Below are 19,852 nucleotides of genomic sequence, written 5' to 3'. Positions count from 1 at the left end.
CGATGTGCCCCGAGCGCAGCGCCGCGATCAGCGCCGTCTCGTCGCAGACGCGCCCGCGCGCGACGTTCACCAGCATGGTGCCCGGCCGCATCGCCGCGAAGGCGGCCGCGTCCATCAGGCCGCGCGTCTCCTCGGTCAGCGCGCAGGTCAGCGCCACGATGTCGGCGCGCGGAAGCTGGGCCTTGAGCTCCGACATGGCGTGGATCTCGTCGGCCCCCTCCGTGCCGTTGGCCGGATCGCGGCGCAGGCCGCCGGCTGAACCGCTCGCGGGCCCTCTCGGGGCCGCCGAGCCGGGCCGGCAGCGCGTCGGGCGGAACCGCGAGATCGAAATGAAACACGGTTTCGACGGGACGCAGCCGGTCCGGCCGCGAGGGATCGAGCACGATCGCGCCGCCGCCGATGGTCGCGAGCGCCGCATGCGGAATTTCGGCCTGTGCGGCGGGGACTTCGCGCAAAAGCGTCGCCGGAAGGATGCGATCGGGATCTTCCACGAGACGCGCCTCGATCCGCGCGGTCCGGCGGCGGATCAGGTCGGCATCGGCCTGCGGGATCACGACACGCACGATCTGGTCCTCGCGGCCGACCAGGTAGCCGATAACGTCGCCCCGGCGCAGGAAGCGGCCGGGCAAATCGTCGGACGAGGCGAGCAGAAATTGCCCGTCCTTTTCCGCATTCAGCGTGAGGTCGGCAATGCGGCGGCCGCTCACCTCGAGCAAGCCTTCGGTGTGACGGATTTGCTCGCGCAGCATATTCGCCTGCACGACATCGCCGAGGCGGACGGCTTCCAGCCGCAGGCGTAGCTCGGCGAGCTGATGGGTGAGCACGACGCGGCCGGCCACAAGGATCGGATCGGACAGGGAGATCAGTTCGGCGCCGGCAACGTTTTGGCGGCTGCCCTCTGTGACCCGGTCGATCACGCCGTCGGTGCGCGCCCGTACCGTCGCCTGCTCGCCGATCCAGACCACGCCTTCGGCCATGGTCGCGTAGGGCAGGGGAATGACGAAGAACGCCATGACAAGCGACGCGATTGCGGTTCCGGTCACCGCAAGCGCGCGCATGCGCTTGGGCCGGAGCTGCGGACTCGTCAGTAGAAGCTTCAGGCCCTTGAACAGCGGCATCACAAAGGCGGTAAACAAGGTGATCAAGGCCAGTGCAACGCCGACAAAGAACAGCTTGCCGGCGATGAAGAGCGCGATGGTGAGGGTCATCATCGTGCGATAGCAGAAGGCGGCGACCGCATAGAACAACAGCCAGCCGCGCGTTCCCGGCGCGGTCGCCGGTGCGTTATCCTGCGACACGCCGAAGGCGATGCGTTGGACCGCCTCGAAGAAATATTTGTTGGCGCGGGTGGCGAGATTGGGAATGCCGATCAGATCGGTCATTACGTAATAGCCGTCGAAGCGCAGCAGCGGATTGCCGTTGAACAGCAAGGTCGACACGCCGCCGATCAGCGCGACATTGAAGGCGATGGCGCGCACCAGCCCCGGTTCCGCGTGAACCCAAACCAGGATTGCGCCGGCCGCCAGCGCAGCCTCGACCATGATGCCGGCGCCGCCGACCACGGCGCGCCGCCACGGTTCGCGGAAGGCCGATGAGGCCGAGGCATCGACATAAGGCACCGGAACCAGCACCAGCAGCATGATTCCCATTTCGTGAACCTCGCCGCCCCAGGCCTTGGTGGCATAGGCATGGCCGAGTTCGTGGATCGCCTTGACCGCGGGATAGACCGCGATCAGCAGCGCGATATTCTGCGTGGTGAAGGCCTGATCGACGATATTGCCGGTAATCGCCGTCCAGTGCATGGCGGCGAGAATGCAGCCGGCGACGACCAGCGCCAGCCAAGCGGCGAAGCCGAACACGGTGAAGAGCGGCCGGACCAGCGGCATGGTTGCGGTCAGGAATCCGTCCGGATCGAACAGCGGCATGCGCAAGGCAAGCGGGTTGCGCAGCTTCATGAAGAGCTTGCGGCGCGACTGCTTCTGTGAGCGCTGCGCCAGCTCGTCGAGATCGGGCGGAATTTCGCCGAGCAGGAGATCGGCATTGTGCAGCATCGACAGGAGACGGACCATCTCGTCCTGGGTCGGCTGGTCTTCGCCGAGCCGCTGGCTCACCGTCTGCCAGATGGTGTCGACGGTACGGCGGCCGTCCATCAGGCAGACGGCGTGATAAGCGGCGGGCGACAGCCGGTGGAACGTGCCGGTCTGGTGATCCTGCACCACGTACCAGAGCTCGCCGCGAAAGCGCTGGCGGTGCAGCGCGACATGCGCCCGCAGCCGCGGCCTGAGTTCGGCGACGCGGTACCAGGACGGGCTGTAGAGCGATCCGGCCATGCGGACCTCAGCCCGTCCAGCGCCAGACGAACAGGCGCAGCCATTGCACGAAGGAGCGCGTCCAGATCCAGGCGACGCGCCGCTCATCGACATCGAGTTTGGCGATGCCGCGCATGCCGGGCCGCAATTGCGGTGCGCTGTGCTTCAGCCTCGCTTCGACCCGGAAGAAGTTGCGGCCGTCATGGGCCTTCGCCACCGGGGTGATCTTGGCGACCGTCAGCGGGATCGGCTGGTCCGGCAGCGCGGTGACGACGAGTGCGCCGGTCTGGCCTTCGCTGACGTCGCCGATCTGGCTCTCGTCGACGTCGAGGATGACGCGATAGCTGTCGAGCGGCGCGATCTCGAACAGCACCTGGCCACGCTGCACGGTCGCGCCGATCGCCTGGGTCAGATCGCCGGACACCACAAGCCCGGCAAACGGCGCGGTGAGCCTGGCGCGCGCGATCTGCTCGTCGACCAGGGCGATCTGCGCATTGGCCTGCTCGATCTGGGTGGCGATGATTTGCACCTCGGCGCGGTTGCGCTCGCCGAGTGCGCGCTCGTGCTCCAACACCTTGCGCTGGCGCTCGGTGACCCAGCGCAGCCGCTCCAGCACGAGGTCGCGATCGTCGAGCGCGGCCAGAATTTGCCCTTCGGCGACCTGATCGCCGGCGCGGGCCGGCGCTTCCCGGACATAGCCGTTGAACGGGGCGCCGATCGCGCGCTGCTCGCGGCCTTCGACCACGGCGTCGGCGGTGATGCGGTAGACATCGGTCCACCAATAGCCTGCGGTGAGCGCAGCGGCGATGACGAACAGCGCGATCTTGCGGTTCCAGTGTCCCGGCCCGAACAGCCGGACCATCTGCTGCCCGATCGAGGCGGCGATCTTGACCGGCAGCCAGCGGTCGTTGCGCCGCTTCTCTTCGAGAACCGGCGCCAGCGCCGTGACGACGCTGTCGAGCACGGCGAGGTCCTGCGCGCCGAAGGCTTTGGCCGCACTGCGCTCGAAGGTGACGGCGCCGACAAATCGGTCGTGGGTCAGCATCGGCACGGTGAGAATGCAGGCGCCGCCCTGCGCCTCCGCCAGCGCGGTATGGGCGCGCATGACGGCGACTTCGTCGGGGGCCGGCGGATGAAGCAGCGCGCAGCGCTGGTCGACGGCTTCGTCCATGGCGTCGCCGATCAGCCGCACCAGATTCATCTGGCGGCCGAATTGCGCGCTGTGGGAGATCACGGTGACGCGCACGCGTCCGCGCTTCGTGAAGCCGACGCTGACCCGCTCGCAATCGAAGGCATGGGCGAGCGCAGTCGCCGCCGCGCGGCAGGCCGCGGGGCAGGTTTCCGCCTGCAGCGCCGAGGCGAGCACATCGAGCGCGAGTCCGGAGGCGCGGCTGCGGCTCAGCTGCGCCGCCGCGCTGTCGCGCGCCAGCCGCTCGCGCAGCCAAGCGATGCTCCATTGCAATTGCCGGGTCTGCTGCCGCAGGTCTGTACCCGGCCTGGTCTGCACCGCGATTGCGGCTGCGCCGAGCAGCCTGTCATCGATGATGACGGGGTAGGCGAGCAGACAGCGGTCGGATCTGCCGGCCTCCGCGGCCTCGCCGCCGTCCGCGTTTTGCACCACGCCCTTGCGCTGCAAGGCTGCGATGGCCGCGATGCCGCCAAGCTCAGCGAGGTCGCCGTCCTCGCCATCCGGCCATCGCGCGACCGGCGCCGACGGTGCTGCGGCCAGCGTCACGACGCCGCCGGTGGCGCCCGCGATCATACCACAGGCGAGCGCGATCCACGCCGTGCAGAATGCGGTGAGGTCGTCGCTTTGGGAAAGCGCGCGCCACAGCGCGGTCTCGGACGTCGCGGTTTGCGCGCGGTCCGGCCCGATCTCGGCGCGCAGATTCATGGCAGCCCGCCGCTCACCGTTGGTCAGGACGCGGCCGGTCCATGGCGCCCGCTACTGCGCTATTTTCAGTTCGCCGTAGCGGCTCTCATATTCCTTCAGCACGCCCTGCAGCGCCACCGACAGGCGCTTGGCCGCATGCGGGCTGAGGATGACGCGGTCGGTCAGCTCCACCTTCACCTGCCGGTCGCTGCCGGCATTCCAGGTCTTGTTGGTGCCGAAAAACAAATCGACCTGATCCAGCGTGCTCTGGATATTCACCACATTGGCGAAATGCGTGACCATCTTGCTGTCGTCCCAATGCACCATCGGGCCGGCTGCGCCCTCTGCGGGCGGCGTGCTGGCGGTCGCGGTGGCGTCGGTGGTCTTGGACATATGCAACTTTCCCTATTCCATTACGAAACTGCGCCGCCACGACGAGCACATGGCAGCGTCACCCTCGATTGCCTGAGGGGCGGGTGTTGCACCCTTTGCATGTCCGTGCGGCCAGGCGCCAACCCCGTCGCTCCGACTTTTTCACGTTGATATGACAGTCCTACGAAGCAGAGGTTCTGTGATCTTGGTCCTAGCAGTCCTGCGCTCCGGCGCGATGGCCGGCCCGATCTTTCCCGAACAGGACGTGTAAAGGATTTGCACCCGCGTTCCGGCATTCTGCGAAGTGATGTAAGAGCGCTTTCGCAAGACACGGCAGGGCCGATGCTTATCGTTTGAACATGGCCGCTGCCGGGCGCATCATGCCGCGTCATGCAACGCCGCGTCCTTGAGGCCGAAATGGAAGTCGCCAACGTCGAGGCCGCCACGGCACCGCCGGATGCCACGGCGACGGAGCGGAATCTCGCGGCCTGGGACGCGCTCTACGCGCAGGATCCGCGCTGGAGCCGCTACCCGCCGGAAGAACTGTCCGGCTTCATCGCGCAGACCTTCCCGGATGCGGGGCGCGGGACAACTCCGCGCGCCCTTGAGATCGGCTGCGGGCCGGGCGCCAATCTCTGGTTTCTGGCGCGGGAAGGCTTCTCGATTGCGGGAATCGACGGCTCCGCAGTCGCGATCGCTCGCGCGCGGCAACGGCTGGCCGCCGAGGGCCTGGGCGGTGCGGCCGATCTGCGGATCGGCAATTTCGCCTGCTTGCCATGGCCCGCCGCCCATTTCGATGTGGTCGTCGACATCCAGTCGATCTCGCATAATACGACGCCGGTCATCGAAGCCGTGTTTGCAGAAATTCATCGCGTGCTGAAGCCGGGCGGATGGTTCTTCGGCCGGATGTTCGGGGACCGGACCACAGGGATCCTGAGCGGCGAGCGCATCGATGCAAGAACGACGCGGGCCGTGCGCTTCGGTCCGCTGACAGGATGCGGCATCGTTCACGGCTTTTCCCGCATCGAGCTTGAGGGGCTGCTGTCGCGCTTTACATCCGTGCGCTTCGATTATGTGCACCGGCGCATCGGCGAAAGTTGCGACATCGACGAATGGATCGTGCAGGCGCGGAAGCCGTGAGCAGCCGCGCACCTTCCGGCGCTTTCCGGAGCGCGGTTTGCGCTCTCTTTACCGAGCCGGTGCGATCTGCCGTCCGGCGCTTTACGCTGAGCCGCTGCAATGGGATAGAGTTCGCGCTGCAGTGGAGACTTGAATGCGAAGCGCGGTTCGTGGCCCCGTCCTGACCTATTCCGGCGATCCGTTCGCAGCCGGCCTCGACAGCACGATGCATTATGAGCCCGACGCCATCGTTGCGATGGAGGCAGGGCGCATCACGCATTTTGGTCCGGCGGAGAAAATTGACCCGCTGCTGCCGCCGGACCTCGATGTGACACCTTACGGCAAGGACGCGCTGATTTCCGCGGGCTTCGTCGATTGCCATGTGCACTATCCGCAGGTGCCGATGATCGCCTCCTATGGCGAACAGCTGCTCGACTGGCTTAATACCTATACCTTTCCGGTCGAGCAGAAATTCTCCGACAAGGATTTCGCGCGCAGCGTCGCCAGCGCTTTTCTGCGCGAATCCCTGCGCAGCGGCACCACCACGGCCTGCGTCTATTGCACGGTCTATCCGCAATCGGTCGATGCGCTGTTCGAGGAGGCCGAGGCGCTCGGCATGCGGCTTGCCGCCGGCAAGGTGATGATGGACCGCAACGCCCCCGGACCGCTTCTGGACACGCCGAAAAGCAGCTACGACGAATCCAAGGCGCTGATCGGCAAATGGCATGGCCGCGGGCGGCTGATGTATGCGATCACCCCGCGCTTCGCCGGCACGAGTTCCCGCGAGCAGCTGGAGGCGGCCGGCGCGCTCTGCCGCGAGCACCCCGATTGCTACATGCAGACCCATGTGGCGGAGAACAAGAGCGAAGTCGCCTGGATCGAGGGCCTGTTTCCGGAGCGGCAGGGCTATCTCGACATCTACGATCATTATGCGCTGTGCCGTCCGCGCGCGGTGTTCGGGCACGGCATCTATCTGAGCGATGCCGAAATGCAGACCGTGCATCGCACCGGGTCGGCGCTCGCGCATTGTCCGACGTCGAATTTTTTCCTCGGCAGCGGCGTGTTCAATCTGAGGCGGGCGGTGACGCAGGAGCGGCCGGTGCGGGTCGGGCTCGGCACCGATCTCGGCGCGGGCACCAGCTTTTCGATGCTGTCGACGCTGAACGAGGCGTACAAAGCGGCGCAGCTCTCTGGATACGCGCTGTCTGCGGGGCATGCCTATTATCTGGCGACCCGGGGGGGCGCCCGCGCGCTCTATCTCGAGGACAAGGTTGGATCGATCGCGGTCGGCATGGAGGCCGATCTCGTGGTGCTTGACATGAAGTCGACCCCTGCGATCGCCTACCGGATGCAGTTTGCCGAGAGTTTCGAGCAGGCGCTCTTTATCCAGATGATGCTGGGCGACGACCGCGCGGTGCAGGCGACCTATGTCGCAGGCCGGCCGGTCTACCGGCGCGATGCGCAGGGCGATCTGTAGAGCGGCATCGCTATTCTGCAGCGCTTGCGCCCCCGCGGTCGACGCGCAGCACCGCCTCGGCGATGATGGCGGCGCCGGTGGCGATTGCGTCCGGCTCCGCCCATTCCTCCGGGCTGTGGCTCTTGCCGTCGCGGCACGGGATGAACAGCATGGCGGCGGGCGCGATCTTGGCGACAAAGGCGGCATCGTGGCCCGCGCCGGAGGCAATATCCGTGCTGGAAAAGCCAAGCGCAGCGGCGCTGTCGCGCAGCAGCGCACGCAGCGCCGGATCGCACGGGGTGGGAGTGGTGTCGGAGAGACGCGCGAAGACCGCGCGCTCGGTCCGGCTCTCTTTCGCATAGTTTGCGGTTTCGCGATCGAGCAGCGCCAGGAACTCGTCCATCATCGCGCGATTTTCCGCGCGCGCATCGATGACGATGCGGGCCTCCTGCGGCACGACGTTGGACGCACCGGGCTTGACCGAGACGACGCCGGTCGTGGCGACGAACAGCCCGCCCTTGCGTGCGGTGAATTCGCGGGCCATGCGATCGGCCAAGACCGCGGTCTTCGCCGCGGGGGTGAAGGCGTCGCGCCGCAGATGCATCGGGGTGGTCCCGGCATGGTCGGCCGATCCGCGGAACACGATCTCGATGCGGGTGATACCGACAAGGCCGGTGACGATGCCGGCATCGAGACCGCCGTCCTGCAGCACCAGACCCTGTTCGATATGCAGCTCGAAGAACGCGGCGATGTCGTCCCGCTTTGCGCGTCCGAGCGCGGCGACATCGCCGCCGACCCGGTCGATGGCCTGCGCCAGGGTTTCGCCGGAGGGATCGCGATAGGCCAGCATGGTGTCGTCGAGAACCCCGGCCATGCCGCGGCTGCCGATGCAGGACAGGCCGAATTCGCTGGGCTCCTCGGCCAGAAAGTCGACCACCTCCAGCGCATGTCGCAGCACGATGCCCTGCTCGGAAAAGGCGCGCGCGATCTCGAGCGCAGCGAGCAGCCCGGCGGGTCCGTCGAAGCGTCCGCCCGAGGGCACGGTGTCGGAATGCGATCCGATGAGGATGGTGCGCGCCTGCAGGTCCGCGCCCGCCCTGCGCCCGATCAGGTTGCCGGCCGCATCGATCCGGGTCGCGAGGCCGGCCGCCTCGAAACGCTCCCGCAGCCACAGGCGGCCCTGGTCGAACAGCGGCGAGAACGAACGGCGGGTATAGGGTTTGCCGGGGTCGGTGATCTGCGCCAGCTGCATCAGATCGTCCCACAGTCGCTCGCCGTCGATTCGCATCCGCTAGGCCATCCCTTTCAGCGCGCGCGCGGCCAGCGCATAGCCGCCGGCGGCGCCGTCGATGAAGTGTACATGATCGGCATTCGTCGGGAACGGCGCAAAGCACGTCATCATCGCGGCGCCCTGCCGGTGCAGTCCGTAGCGCAGCGTCCCTGTGCGCGAAGCGGCCGCAAGCTGCTGTTCGATCTCGTCGGCAACATCGGGCGTGCAATCGATCACCATGCGCAGCGCATCGTCGTATTTGCGGAAATCGGAATTGGCGACAAGCTGCTTGAGATAAAGCTGCGGCACGAAGCGCCACACGCGCAGGCGCAACCGGAAGATCAGGAAAATGAGCCAGGTCTTCAGCAGCACGCCGGCATGGCGGATGAAGAATGGCAGGTTGGCATAGCGTGACGCATACGCCTCGAGTTCGGCTCCGGGCGGAGGCCATCCGAAAGCCGGGCCGTCCTCGGGCACCGGTGCGTGGCTCTTCTGCTCGGCAAGCACCAGAAGCCTGGCAACCGCGCGGCCGAACGCGGCCTCGCTTGCGCCCTCGCCCGGCACGACGAGAATGGCCAGAATGACGCCGTGGCGCGACCGGATCTCCTCGAACCGGCATGACAATCCCGTGAGGTCGGGCCGCGTCCCGGGCGGGGCGGGCGCGACCGCGAAGCGGCCGGCCTTCATCTCCGCTTCGGCGAAAGCAAGTCCGCCGCCGGTGAACATCGCATAGGTGACATTGTCGGACGGGGCGAAGCGCGCGACCCGGACATCGAGCCCCCGGGCGCGGATTGCCTCGACCGGGATCAGGGCGCCGCGCAGGTCGAGCGACAATTCCTCCTGCGTCCAGCGCAGCGTTGCGGCGAGCGCCTTGCGCGCGGTTTCCGCTGCGTCCGGCGGGATCGCGAAGCTTGCGCCGTCGCCGCCGAACACAAAGGGAAATTCGCGGCCGAGCGCATTGGCGAGCGCGGCAATCGCCGCGGCGCCGGCCATGTTGACGGCCTTGTAGCGGTTGTTGGCGATGGCCTCGGTGGAGCCCACGACATCGGTCGCGCCGACGATCCATTCTTTCGGCAGCGGACGGTACAACGTCGAATCCAGCACGCGCGGGAAGCCGCGAAAAACCGGCGCGGTCGCGTAAAAGCCGTTGCTGTCCGGCATCGTGTCCAAAGCAGCACCCTGTCAGCCCGGTGGCCAAGCTACCGGATGAATCGGAAACAGTTTCATCGGCCGGCCCGGTTCACGACATCGGGATCGCTGTTTTGCCGTTTGCGATCAATTTGCCTGTTCGAACCAGCGCAGAAAGCGGCCCCCCGCGAGGCCGCGCATCAGCATGAGATTGTATTCGGTAAATATTTCAGGCCGGTGCCAGCCGGCGGACGGCCAGTTCGCCACCGCGCGGTTGAGCCGGGCCAGATCGATCGCGCGGCGTGCCAGCGGCGATTGCGACAGTTCGGAAATTTCACGCGCAAGTTCCTCGCGCCGGGCCTGCAGGCCCTCATACCACCCCGCGCCCTGCAGGCCATGCAGCCGGTTGGTCAGGATGCGTTGCGGCAGCACGCCCCACATCGCGCGGCGGATCAGCGAGCGGTCGATGTCTTCGGCAAGATACTGCTCCGCGGGCACGCCGAAGCAATATGACACCACATCGATATCGGCGGTCGGGTCGCGGACCTCGACGCCGGTCAAGGCCTTTTCGGCGGCATGCCAGTCGCCGGCATAGTCGGCGAGCAACAGGCCCCGGAAGCGCTCGTCGCCGCGGGCGCGATAGGAAAAGTCGTGTCCGTCCCGCTTTGCCCGCGCCGCAACGTTCATGTCGGCAGCAAATTCGGGGCGGATCGGGGAATGCGATCGCCAGGGAGCCGCGGCGCCGTTCGGAGCGGCGAGCGCCGGTTCGACGAACAGCTTGTATGCGGCGCGCCAGCGCGAATAGGGCGAGCGGCGGTAATACAAATGCCATTGCCGCAGCGCCGTCAGAAAGCGGCCGCTGCGCAAGTGCGAAAGCGCCTGCGACCAACCGCTCCAGCTGATCGTATGATTGCCGCGCAGGCCGCCGAGCAGGACGCGGCGGCCATCGGCGCGGGCGAGCCGCAAGAGCGCCAGCGCCCAGCCGAGATTGGTCGGATTGCGCACCGGGCCTTCCAGCGCGAGAAAGATGCGCTCCAGTTCGCCGAGATCGGCGGCGGCCTCGTCCGGCGCATAGGTGACGTCGATATTGCCGGCAGCCCTTGCGATGGCTTCGACAAACGGCGTTTCGTCGGCGTAATGCCCCTCCGGCACCGGACCGGCAAAGCCGCGGCGCGGCACCCCGGTGAAGGCGGCAAGCCGCTGGTTCTTTTCCGCCAGCGCGCGTGCGGCGAGCGCTGCGACCGACGACGAATCGAGGCCGCCGCTGAGCAGGCAGCCGACCGGATGCGCGCTGCGCAACTGCCGGCGGACCGCCAGATCGAGCGTGGCGCGCAGGCCCTCGGCATAATCCTGATCCGAACGCAGCCTGACGGGCGGAATGTCTTGCGCCGACCAGTAGCGGGTTTCGGAGATCGTGCCGCGCGCGTCCACCCGCAGCATATGCGCGGGCCGGACGCGAAACACCTCCCTATAGATCGTGGTCGCATGGTCGGCATGATTGAGCACGAGAAAGTCGGCGAATTTCTCTTCGCTCAGCTCACGGCGCACCGCACCGAGTGCGAACAGTCCATTCGGCATGGTGGCGAAGGCGAAATGGCTGTCGCATCTGTGCCACATCACCACATTCAGTCCGAGATGGTCGCGGACGAGCGTCAGCGCGCCGCTGCGCGGATCGAAGATCGCAACGGCAAAAGGCCCGCGCAGCAGCGGCCAGACGATGTCGCCAAAGCGCTCCCAGGCGGTGAGGACCACGCGCGCATCCGGCCATGCATTGGCGTCGGCATGCGAGACTCCGAGGCGGCCGAGCATTTCCGCGCGGTTGTCGAGCCGGAGATCGGCGGTCATCAGCGCGCCGCTCGGCCCGCGCAGCGGCTGCCTGTCCTGCCGGTCCTCCGGCGTCATCGCCATCAGCACATGAACGAGACCGATGCGGCCGTCGATCGTAAGGCCGGTGCGGTCGGGTCCGTGGGCGCGCAGGGCATTGGCAGCGCGCTCCAGCGCCGGCCGGCTGACCGGCCGGTCGTCGAAGCGCAGCATGCCGGCAATGCCGCTCATCTGTCAGGCCGTGCTGCCGAATGCGGTGAGCGGCGTGAAGGTTGCAGCGTCGGCGCCGCCGGTCAGCCTTCTGCCCTGGCTTTCGATCCAGGCATGGGCGGCAACGCTGCCGCCGCTGCCGCAGACGCCGAGACAGAGTGTGCTCGGGATGCCGCGCCGGCGCAGCATCGCATGCGCGGCAAGCGCCTGGACCAGGCATGCCGCCTTCATGCCGCGCCGTCTCGCGACGTGTTCGACCGCCCACGCGACCCAATCCGCTTCGTCGGCGGCGAAGCGGCGCACGCGGCCGGGCGGACGATCGACCCAGGCGAAAATCCGCGAAGGTGGCAGCAGCGAGATGGCCAGTTGCGACAGGCGCAACAGCAGCGCCGCCTCGCGCAGATAATGCCGCCGCATTGCGCGCGGAGTCATCGGATTTCGGACCGGTCGAGCGGCCGCACCAGCCGCTTGTCGACCAGCGTTTGCAGGAACGGCAAGACATCGCGCAACAGGGTGGCGCGGCCGACCCCGTAATCTGCGGCGAGAATGTCGAAAATCTCGTTCACCCTGCGTGGCTCGGACAGCATGAACCAGATTTCTCCCGCCACGGCGTTGAGAGCGACATAATTGCCGGCGCGCAGGTCAAGCACGGCGACGCCGCTATCGATCGGCGCTGCCGCAACCGTCATGTCACGAACCAGAACACTGTCGACGGTTACGCCAACCCCGGTCGTGCCAACCGCAGTCACGCTCATGGCTCAAGGCCTCCGCAGCCGCCGGACCAAGCCGCAACGATCCCTGTGCCCGCGTGCCGTCACTCCGTCCGCACCGAGAGCGGAAACGACATTTCGAACGCAAAGCCAAGCTTGGTCGACGGCGTTGCTGGCGCGGACGGTTCCTGAAGCTGCCCGGGCGATCCGGGTTGCGTCTCTGCGGCCCGGGTCGCATGCGCGATCGGCACGTCCAGGAGCGCGGGCGCTTGCCACACCCGGTGTCGTCGCGGATTCGTTGCATCGGAGCGAAGCGGCGGCATGGTCATCTCCGGCGGGACGTCGCGTGGCGCATTATGAAGATCGGGTGATGCAAGGCAAGGCTGCGGCGCCGCGCTCAAGCGCTGTCGGCGTGCCGATAAGCCTTTATTTTGCAAACATATAACGCCAGCCTGCGGCGCTTGGCAGCCGCAACCCGCCATGATAGCTTTTTCGCAGCGGGCTTGATTGACGCGAACCGGTACGGAGCGCGCGAGCGAACGCGACACAGCATGCCGAAAAAGGGTCCCAGGATGGCACAAAAATCCACGACAGAGGCGGAGACAAAGCCCGAGGCGGCGCCGGTGACACCGGAAACGGCGCCGGAGGTAACGCCCGCAGCGCGCCTCGAAATGGCGAACAAGCTGGTCGACCGTTTTGCGGTTTGGGGCGGCGTCGCGGGCCTGATCCCGGTTCCTGTGATCGACGTTGCGACGGTGGCGGGCATTCAGCTTAACATGCTGCGCAAGCTGTCGCTCATGTACAACGTGCCCTTTTCCGAAAATAGCGGCAAGGCGTTGATCGCGGCGCTGGCCGGAACCATGATTCCTGCAACCAGCGGCATCGGTGCCGCGAGCATGCTGAAATCGGTGCCGATCGTCGGCACCATCGCTTCCGGATTTGTCATGCCGGCGCTGGCTGCCGGCGCAACCTACGCAATCGGCAAGGCCTTCGTGCAGCATTTCGAATCGGGCGGCACGCTGCTCGACTTTAATCCGCCCGATTATCGCGAGTTCATCAAGGCGCAGAAGGAACGATGGGACGCGCGACAGCGGGCCAAGGTTGCTGCGCCGGAGAGCGCGAAGACCGATGGAACATCGACGGGGGCGACGACCAATCCTTGAGCTGCGCGGTCTTTCCCCAACCGGAGAGCGGCGGCGATATGACGATCGCCGGCTGCTCCGACAAGGCCAATGATCGAAACCGTTCTTTATATCGTCTTTTGTGCCTTGACGGGTTTGTGCGGGATCGGCCGCCGGATGGGATTTCTCGGGACGTTCGGTCTTGCGCTTGTGACCACGCCGCTCGTGGTTCTGCCGATTCTGCTTATCACCGGTCCGGCGCGAAACGTGGAATGGCGCCGCCGACCCTGACGTTATCGCATCCGATCCGGCGCGCGCCTTTCCCCCGGGGGCCGGCCCCTGCAACCGTAGCCGGGCGTTAGTACCGCAATGTCCTTCTTCCAGCTTGTCCACCGCGAAATGCACGCCTCGGTGCGGAAGCTGGTCTTCATGTCCGCGATCGGCGGCATCAGCAATGCGCTGATCCTGACCGCGATCAATGCCGGCGCGGCGGCGGCCGACACCAACGATCACGCCGCTTTGTGGGCAGGAACCCTGTTCCTGATCTCGCTGTTCCTGTTCTTCAAGACGCAGGTCTATGTCTCGACCACAATCACCTCCGAGATCGAGGCGATCATCCACAAACTGCGCGTGCGGATGATGGATTACGTGCGGCGCTCCGAACTTCTGTCGGTCGAAGAGATCGGACGGGCGCGCATCATCGCGGCGATCTCGAGCGATGCGGCGATCCTGACGCAGGCGAGCAACATGCTCAGCTTCTCGATCCAGGGGCCGATCCTGATCGGTTTCGTCGCGATCTATGTGGCCTATCTGTCGCTGACCGCTTTCTTTCTTGCCGCCATCATCGTTACGCTGGCCGGCCTGATCTTCCATTTCCGCAGCCGGCGCCTGACCGAGGAGCGGGCGCGCGCTGCCGAGCACGAGCGACGGCTGTTCGACCGCATCACCGATTTCCTCGACGGCTTCAAGGAAATCCGGCTGAACCGTTCGCGCAGCGATTCCCTGTTCGACGACGCCGTGGACGTGTCGCGGACCGCGGCCAACATCAAGATTCGCGCGCAATCGGAGACCTTCAAGCAGATCGCCTATTCGCAAGGATATATGTATATCCTGCTGGGCACCGTGGTTTTCGTCGCGCCGCAATTCAGCGAGTCGCTCGGCGGCGCCTCGGTCGCCAAGATCACGGCGGCGCTGCTCTATGTGATCGGCGCGTTCTTCGCGCTGGTGCAGTCGATCCCGATCCTGATGAACGCGAATGCCGCCGCCGACCGCATCCAGAAGCTCGAACAGATGCTGCGCGAGACCGTGTCCTCGGAAACCGACGATGTGGTGTCGCCGAAGAGCTTCGAGACGATCGAAATGCGGCAGGTCAAGTTCAGCTATGTCGACCGGCATTCCGACGTCGCCTTTCATATCGGGCCGATCGATTTCACGCTGAAGTCAGGGGAGCTCCTGTTCATCACCGGCGGCAACGGTTCGGGCAAGTCGACCTTCCTGCGGGTGCTGGCGGGGCTCTATCATCCGCAGGAGGGCGAAATCCTGCTCGACGGCCGGCGCGTCACCAAGGCAACCCGCGACGAATATCGCGAATTGTTTTCCGCGATCTTTTACGATTATCATCTTTTCCGGCGGCTTTACGGGGTGCCGAATGCCGACCCGCGCGAGCTCGCCGAGCTGTTGGCCCAGTTCCGGCTGGAGGACAAGACCGGTCTGACCAACGGCGAGTTTCGCACGCTCGACCTGTCGGGCGGCCAGCGCCGGCGTCTTGCGCTGATCGTGAGCCTTTTGGAAGACCGTCCGATCATGCTGCTGGACGAATGGACCGCGGAGCAGGATCCCGAATATCGGCGCAAGTTCTACGACGAAATCATCCCGGAGCTGATGCGTGCCGGCAAGACACTTGTGGTGATCACGCATGACGATCGCTATCTCGACGAGTTCCGCATGCCGGGCCGCCGCATCCATATGGAAGAGGGGCGCATTGTCGAAGAACGCAAAGTGGGCGGCTGAGGGCGTTCGATGAGGAACGACTGATGGCAAGGTATCCCGAGACACTCGATGGCATTCCGCCGCCGGTGAGGAAGCGTGGCGCGTGGCACTTTCTTACGCGGCGCCTGCCAAGCTTCGCATTCCTGCTGCTGGTGGCGTTCCTCGCGATCACCATCCTGTGGCGTTTCGTGGTGATCACGGTGCCGGCGGGCCATGTCGGCGTGCTGTGGAAGCGGTTCAACACCTTCGACTTCTATTGCTGGTGCTTTGCCGGCCGCGGCACGATGCTCAATCCGCAGCAGCTGCGCGGCGAGGGCCTGCATCTGGTCTGGCCCTGGGATCACCTGTTCATCTACAACCTGCGTCTGCAATCGACCGCGCAAACCTACAACGCGATTTCCCGCGACGGCGTGAACGTCACCGTGCAGATGAATATCCGCTATCAGCTGCTGCACAATGCAGTGGCGGTGCTGCACAAATTCATCGGTCCGGCCTATTTCGAATCCGTCGTCAGTCCGGAGATCGGCAGCCAGACGCGCCAGGTGATTTCCGGCTATACCGCGCAGGAAGTCTATATCTCCCGCGAATCGATCCAGGAAAAGGTCCGCGACGCGGCGCGCAAGGCGCTGAGCGTCAACCTGAACAAGCTGGTTCAGCCGGAGGCCATGGAGCAGCCCGATCCGCGGAACTATAACGACGTGCTGCAATACGCGATCCAGATCATCGACACGCTGGTCCTGAGCATCGAATTGCCGCCGGCCATCGTTGCGGCGATTAACCGCCAGACCGAGCAATTCTACCTGATCCAGGAATACCGCTACCGCGTCGAGCGCGAGGCGCAGGAATCGCGGCGCAAGCAGATCGAGGCGAACGGCATCGCCGCCTTCCAGCAGACGGTGAGCCAGGGCATTTCGGATTCCTATCTGCGCTGGCGCGGCATCGAGGCGACGCTCGCGCTGTCGCTGTCGCAGAATTCCAAGATCGTGGTGATCGGCGGCGGCAAGGATGGGCTGCCGATTATCCTCGGCAATGTCGATCCCGCCACGCCGCGCAACGAAACGGCCGAGAAGAAGCCGGCGCCGACCGATACCGTGCCGGGCGCCTATGCGGCGCCGCAGCCGGCGCCGGCGGTGTCGTCGCCGACCACGGTGGTGGTGCAGCCGGGCTCCGCAGTGCAGGTCAATCCGCCGCCCGCAGCGTCGCCGCAACCCGCCGCGCCGCAAATTCCGCCTGCGGTGCCGCCCGCAGCGCCACAGGCAGGCCAGCCGTCCGCAGCGCCGCCGGCCGGCGGGCAACCGGCCGAAAGGGCGCCCGATGCGCCGGGTCCGAGATCGGACCGGTCCGAGGGGCCTGCGACGTTCAATCCGTTCGCCCTGTCGAGCTACGAAGCAATTCTGTCGCGGTTCACCGGGGGGTCGGCGGGAGCGGCCCCGCCGCCGGAACGTCCGGCGGCGCCTGCGATGGAGAGGCGGTAGCGGCGGCCATGATAAGAATTGGCCATGCCATGGGGCACAGCTGCAGACAATCTGGTGGGGCGTGAGATGGCGCGCTGGCGGTGGAGAAGACGGCGGGGAAGGGCCGCAGACGTGACCGATCCGGCACGTGCTGCGGCGCTCGCCGACGGCGATCTGAGTTCGCGCGCAGCCTGGCGCCTGCTGACGCGCCGGCGGCGCGTCTATATCCTTTTGATCGAGACGCTGCTGATCCTCGGCGTTGCGCTGATCGGCCATATCACCGGCCGCGAACTGGCGCGGCGGCAGATCGAACAGCGCGAACTGACCGTGCAGCAGCTGCGCGAGGAGCGGCAGCAGCTCAATGCCGAGCTCAATCAGCGCGCCGATCGCATCCTGACGCTGCAGACCAGGCTCAATCATGTCCAGGGCGTGCTCGACGAGATCGTGCCGTCCGACAACATCTACGTGATGCGGCCCAATCAGTCCTTGATCGTGGCCGGCGGGCGCGTCACCGTCGGGCTGGTCGGCACGCCGAGCATCCAAGGCGTCAACATCAACGTCAATGGCAAGCAAGTGCTGGTCAATGCCGGCGACGTGATCAAGGTGACCGAAGACAACCGCGTCTGTCAGGTCACGGTGCAGTCCTTCGACATGTTCCGGGTGATCGTTCACGCCACCTGCGCGGCCGACGGCAAGTAGCGCGGCGGACGGCAAGTCGCGCCGGCGCTGCTGCGGTCGGTCACGCAAGCCGCGGCTATTCCCAGATCAAGACATTCGGCAGCGCCGGATTGCAGCGCCGCAGCAGGGTGTAGCCGACGCCTGCGATCCCCCTGAACAGGCCGAGATTGAAACGCCGCTCTCCGCTATTCCAGCGATAGTCGCCTGCACTCTGCGCGGCGCGCACCACCGCGGCGAGCTTGCCGGCCGCCTCGCTTCGCAGATCGGGCCGCTCCAGTGCATCGGCGGCTTCGCAGACGAATTCGACGCTGCCGAGCGTGCCGCAGCAGAGCGTGTCGATCTCCGCAGGCCAGCCCGCTTCGACACCGGAAAGCGCGTGTGCGACATCGGTCTTGAGAATGACGGGGTCAATCGTGCTGCGCTTCAGGAGTGCCGCGCGCGCAAGGCCGATGCCCGGCGCGCCGTGGCACCATCGGCAGGCCCATCCCGGCTCGCCGGCATGCCGCAAGTCGGGCCAGTTGTGACGGTTTGCATCATAGGATGCGTTTTCGAAGGCCAGCGCCTCCGCCGCTGCCTGCTCGAAATCGCCGCGGCCGCTGGCTGCCGCGAGCGAGGCCAGCGCATAGACGAAGCCTGCGGCGCCATGCGACATGCCGTTCAGCGCATTGGGTCCAAGACCGTGTCCGACAAAGGTCCGCTGTCCTTCCGCGCCGATGCGGTTGCGCAGCAGATGGTCGCCGCAGGCGACCGCGCGCCCAAGCACATCGTCCGCGCCCGTATGGCGATAAAGCCGCAACAGACCGAGGATCGCGCCGGCGCTGCCGCCCAGCGCATCGAGCCGCTTGTCGGCGGCGATCAGTCCGTCGGTCATCAGCATCGCCGCAACCTGGGCGTCCGCAACGATCGCGGGATCGTCGAGGCTGGCTCCGATGACCGAGAGCGCATAGACGATCGAGCCCAGTCCGGTCGCGCCGCCGATCCCGAGCGAGCGCGCAAAGCGCGCCGCATTGCGGTCCTTCAGCTTGCCGCGCAGTTGCGCAACAGCGGCGCGCGCCAGCTCGGCGGAGGGCGCATGGCTTGCGACCGCGGCATGGGCGGCAAGAAAGACGGCGATGCCGCTGACGCCGTTATAAAGATCGGGACCAAGCACCGCGAGCTGGAAGGCTTCGGCGTCGCCCATCCAGTCGAGCCCGATCCATGCGGCGCTGTTGCCGCGGCGGATCGCGTATTCGGCAATCTGGGCGGCGATCCGGTCGGATTCGGCTTTGAACAGATCGTGTGCCGGCACAAGCGCAGGCTCTTCCCGCAGCGCCACAGGCTGAGCCTGCCCGCTTTGCGCGGGATTGCCGCGCACGGTATTGGCGCGGATCACCGCGCATTGCCATGCGATCTCGCTGTCATCGAAATTCTTCAGCCGCTCGCGCGCATGCGCAAGACCGGAGGATCCTGCGCGCTGCGCCACAGCGCCATCGGCATCGCAGACCGTGCTGCCGTCGCTCGCCACGACAAAATGCGGCACGTTCAGCGTCAGGAGTGCGGCGCGCTCGGCGCGCAGAAACGGCCAGTTCGGATCCGTCTCGCTCTCCCAGTCGCAGAGGCGCGCGATAAAGTCTGCCTGCGCCGACCACACCGCGCCGTCGTCCATGCTGCGATGGGTCTTCAGCCGCTGCAGCAGCATCGAATAGAAGCGCGTCGGACGCACCACGCGGCGCACCGGGATTCCGGCAAAGCCGTCGAACATGCCGCCCTGATCCGCGCCGCGCGAATATTGCGACAGAAAACGGGCATAGCTGTCGAAGCCCGCGATGAAAGTCTCGATATGGCCGGCGAATTTCCCGTAGACGCCATCGACATGCGGCAGGTTCGGATTGGCCTTGCCGATCACCTTTGTTCGCGTCGGGCGCATCGCGTCGGAATTGACGTCGATCCACGTCAGATGGATTTTGGCATTCCAGTCCGCGGTCAGCGCGCCCATGGCGAAGACCGAGGTATCGGGCGCACGCCCGTAGGCCGGCAGGATGCCGACCGCCATCACCGATTGCGCTATCATGTCCGCGGCGGCGCGTGCGGCGGCGCCGCCGGTGTTGTCTTCTGCATCGGGCGCTGCCGGCGGCGTCTGCAGAATGGTCTCCAGATCGATCGGTACCGGATGACCGCCCGCCGCGATCACATTTTCCTGATGCATGTCGGTGGCGGCGAAACAGTGAAACAGCGCGAGCCACGCCCCGGCGCGGCGGAAATACAGCGCGATGCCGTCGGCATTCTCGCACGGTGTATGAGCGACGAATTCGGTCCAGCCATAGCCATCGCGCGCGATGGCGCGCACCGCCCGCAAATCC

General features: G+C 66.3%; 15 protein-coding genes. 6 read left to right on the top strand and 9 right to left on the bottom strand.

The window, feature by feature from the left end:
• From ACK41X_RS16240 to ACK41X_RS16230, 3 genes are all read right to left on the bottom strand, one after another.
• Positions 1-196 (bottom strand): NAD(P)-dependent oxidoreductase (locus tag ACK41X_RS16240; RefSeq protein WP_409725425.1); only part of this gene is annotated, 196 nt, incomplete at its 3' end.
• 2,141 nt (positions 197-2,337) lie between these two features.
• Entirely contained in the window at positions 2,338-4,203 is a 1,866-nt protein-coding gene (locus ACK41X_RS16235; protein ID WP_409725422.1) for an efflux RND transporter periplasmic adaptor subunit, read from the bottom strand.
• A gap of 51 nt (positions 4,204-4,254) precedes the next feature.
• The gene (locus tag ACK41X_RS16230) at positions 4,255-4,575 is read right to left on the bottom strand and encodes a DUF3467 domain-containing protein (protein ID WP_409725420.1); all 321 of its coding nucleotides are present in this window, start codon (positions 4,573-4,575) and stop codon (positions 4,255-4,257) included.
• 369 nt (positions 4,576-4,944) lie between these two features.
• Between ACK41X_RS16230 and ACK41X_RS16225 the strand changes: the two genes are divergently transcribed.
• Both ACK41X_RS16225 and guaD read left to right on the top strand, forming a co-directional pair.
• Positions 4,945-5,694: a methyltransferase domain-containing protein gene (locus ACK41X_RS16225; protein WP_409725418.1), complete on the top strand. Its 750-nt coding sequence runs from the start codon at positions 4,945-4,947 to the stop codon at positions 5,692-5,694.
• A gap of 133 nt (positions 5,695-5,827) precedes the next feature.
• A complete protein-coding gene (gene guaD, locus ACK41X_RS16220) occupies positions 5,828-7,150 on the top strand; it encodes a guanine deaminase (protein WP_409725415.1) in 1,323 nt (440 codons plus the stop codon).
• A gap of 10 nt (positions 7,151-7,160) precedes the next feature.
• Here guaD and ACK41X_RS16215 read toward each other — a convergent pair whose 3' ends face one another.
• The 5 genes from ACK41X_RS16215 to ACK41X_RS16195 form a co-directional block, all read right to left on the bottom strand.
• Positions 7,161-8,417: a Zn-dependent hydrolase gene (locus tag ACK41X_RS16215; RefSeq protein ID WP_409725413.1), complete on the bottom strand. Its 1,257-nt coding sequence runs from the start codon at positions 8,415-8,417 to the stop codon at positions 7,161-7,163.
• Between the two features lie 3 nt (positions 8,418-8,420).
• Entirely contained in the window at positions 8,421-9,560 is a 1,140-nt protein-coding gene (locus tag ACK41X_RS16210) for a DUF3095 domain-containing protein (RefSeq protein ID WP_409725410.1), read from the bottom strand.
• Between the two features lie 114 nt (positions 9,561-9,674).
• Positions 9,675-11,582, bottom strand: coding sequence for an asparagine synthetase B family protein (locus ACK41X_RS16205; protein ID WP_409725407.1), 1,908 nt, complete (start codon positions 11,580-11,582; stop codon positions 9,675-9,677).
• A gap of 3 nt (positions 11,583-11,585) precedes the next feature.
• Complete coding sequence (locus ACK41X_RS16200; RefSeq protein WP_409725405.1) at positions 11,586-11,993, bottom strand: lasso peptide biosynthesis B2 protein; 408 nt, start codon at positions 11,991-11,993, stop codon at positions 11,586-11,588.
• The gene (locus ACK41X_RS16195; protein ID WP_409725402.1) at positions 11,990-12,316 is read right to left on the bottom strand and encodes a PqqD family protein; all 327 of its coding nucleotides are present in this window, start codon (positions 12,314-12,316) and stop codon (positions 11,990-11,992) included. Before ACK41X_RS16195 ends, ACK41X_RS16200 begins: the two co-directional genes overlap by 4 nt.
• Before the next feature lie 527 nt (positions 12,317-12,843).
• Between ACK41X_RS16195 and ACK41X_RS16190 the strand changes: the two genes are divergently transcribed.
• From ACK41X_RS16190 to ACK41X_RS16175, 4 genes are all read left to right on the top strand, one after another.
• Entirely contained in the window at positions 12,844-13,434 is a 591-nt protein-coding gene (locus ACK41X_RS16190) for a YcjF family protein (protein ID WP_409725399.1), read from the top strand.
• A gap of 327 nt (positions 13,435-13,761) precedes the next feature.
• Positions 13,762-15,402 carry a cyclic peptide export ABC transporter gene (locus tag ACK41X_RS16185; protein WP_409725397.1) on the top strand — a complete coding sequence of 547 codons (1,641 nt, stop codon included), beginning with the start codon at positions 13,762-13,764 and terminating at the stop codon, positions 15,400-15,402.
• Between the two features lie 23 nt (positions 15,403-15,425).
• The gene (locus ACK41X_RS16180; RefSeq protein ID WP_409725394.1) at positions 15,426-16,856 is read left to right on the top strand and encodes a prohibitin family protein; all 1,431 of its coding nucleotides are present in this window, start codon (positions 15,426-15,428) and stop codon (positions 16,854-16,856) included.
• Between the two features lie 111 nt (positions 16,857-16,967).
• Positions 16,968-17,534 carry a hypothetical protein gene (locus ACK41X_RS16175; RefSeq protein WP_409725392.1) on the top strand — a complete coding sequence of 189 codons (567 nt, stop codon included), beginning with the start codon at positions 16,968-16,970 and terminating at the stop codon, positions 17,532-17,534.
• A 55-nt stretch (positions 17,535-17,589) separates the two neighbouring features.
• On the opposite strand, the gene ACK41X_RS16170 is transcribed toward ACK41X_RS16175, so the two are convergent.
• Positions 17,590-19,852 (bottom strand): type 2 lanthipeptide synthetase LanM family protein (locus tag ACK41X_RS16170; protein ID WP_409725390.1); only part of this gene is annotated, 2,263 nt, incomplete at its 5' end.

Source organism: Pseudorhodoplanes sp., from assembly GCF_046289595.1.
Lineage (GTDB): Bacteria > Pseudomonadota > Alphaproteobacteria > Rhizobiales > Xanthobacteraceae > Pseudorhodoplanes.
This window is presented reverse-complemented; position numbering and strand designations above follow the sequence as displayed.

Bases quoted from the DNA above. Each gene is read 5' to 3' on its own strand.
- ACK41X_RS16235 (WP_409725422.1), bottom strand. From the start codon at position 4,203: ATGAATCTGCGCGCCGAGATCGGGCCGGACCGCGCGCAAACCGCGACG.
- ACK41X_RS16230 (WP_409725420.1), bottom strand. From the start codon at position 4,575: ATGTCCAAGACCACCGACGCCACCGCGACCGCCAGCACGCCGCCCGCA.
- ACK41X_RS16225 (WP_409725418.1), top strand. From the start codon at position 4,945: ATGCAACGCCGCGTCCTTGAGGCCGAAATGGAAGTCGCCAACGTCGAG.
- guaD (WP_409725415.1), top strand. From the start codon at position 5,828: ATGCGAAGCGCGGTTCGTGGCCCCGTCCTGACCTATTCCGGCGATCCG.
- ACK41X_RS16215 (WP_409725413.1), bottom strand. From the start codon at position 8,417: ATGCGAATCGACGGCGAGCGACTGTGGGACGATCTGATGCAGCTGGCG.
- ACK41X_RS16210 (WP_409725410.1), bottom strand. From the start codon at position 9,560: ATGCCGGACAGCAACGGCTTTTACGCGACCGCGCCGGTTTTTCGCGGC.
- ACK41X_RS16205 (WP_409725407.1), bottom strand. From the start codon at position 11,582: ATGAGCGGCATTGCCGGCATGCTGCGCTTCGACGACCGGCCGGTCAGC.
- ACK41X_RS16200 (WP_409725405.1), bottom strand. From the start codon at position 11,993: ATGACTCCGCGCGCAATGCGGCGGCATTATCTGCGCGAGGCGGCGCTG.
- ACK41X_RS16195 (WP_409725402.1), bottom strand. From the start codon at position 12,316: ATGAGCGTGACTGCGGTTGGCACGACCGGGGTTGGCGTAACCGTCGAC.
- ACK41X_RS16190 (WP_409725399.1), top strand. From the start codon at position 12,844: ATGGCACAAAAATCCACGACAGAGGCGGAGACAAAGCCCGAGGCGGCG.
- ACK41X_RS16185 (WP_409725397.1), top strand. From the start codon at position 13,762: ATGTCCTTCTTCCAGCTTGTCCACCGCGAAATGCACGCCTCGGTGCGG.
- ACK41X_RS16180 (WP_409725394.1), top strand. From the start codon at position 15,426: ATGGCAAGGTATCCCGAGACACTCGATGGCATTCCGCCGCCGGTGAGG.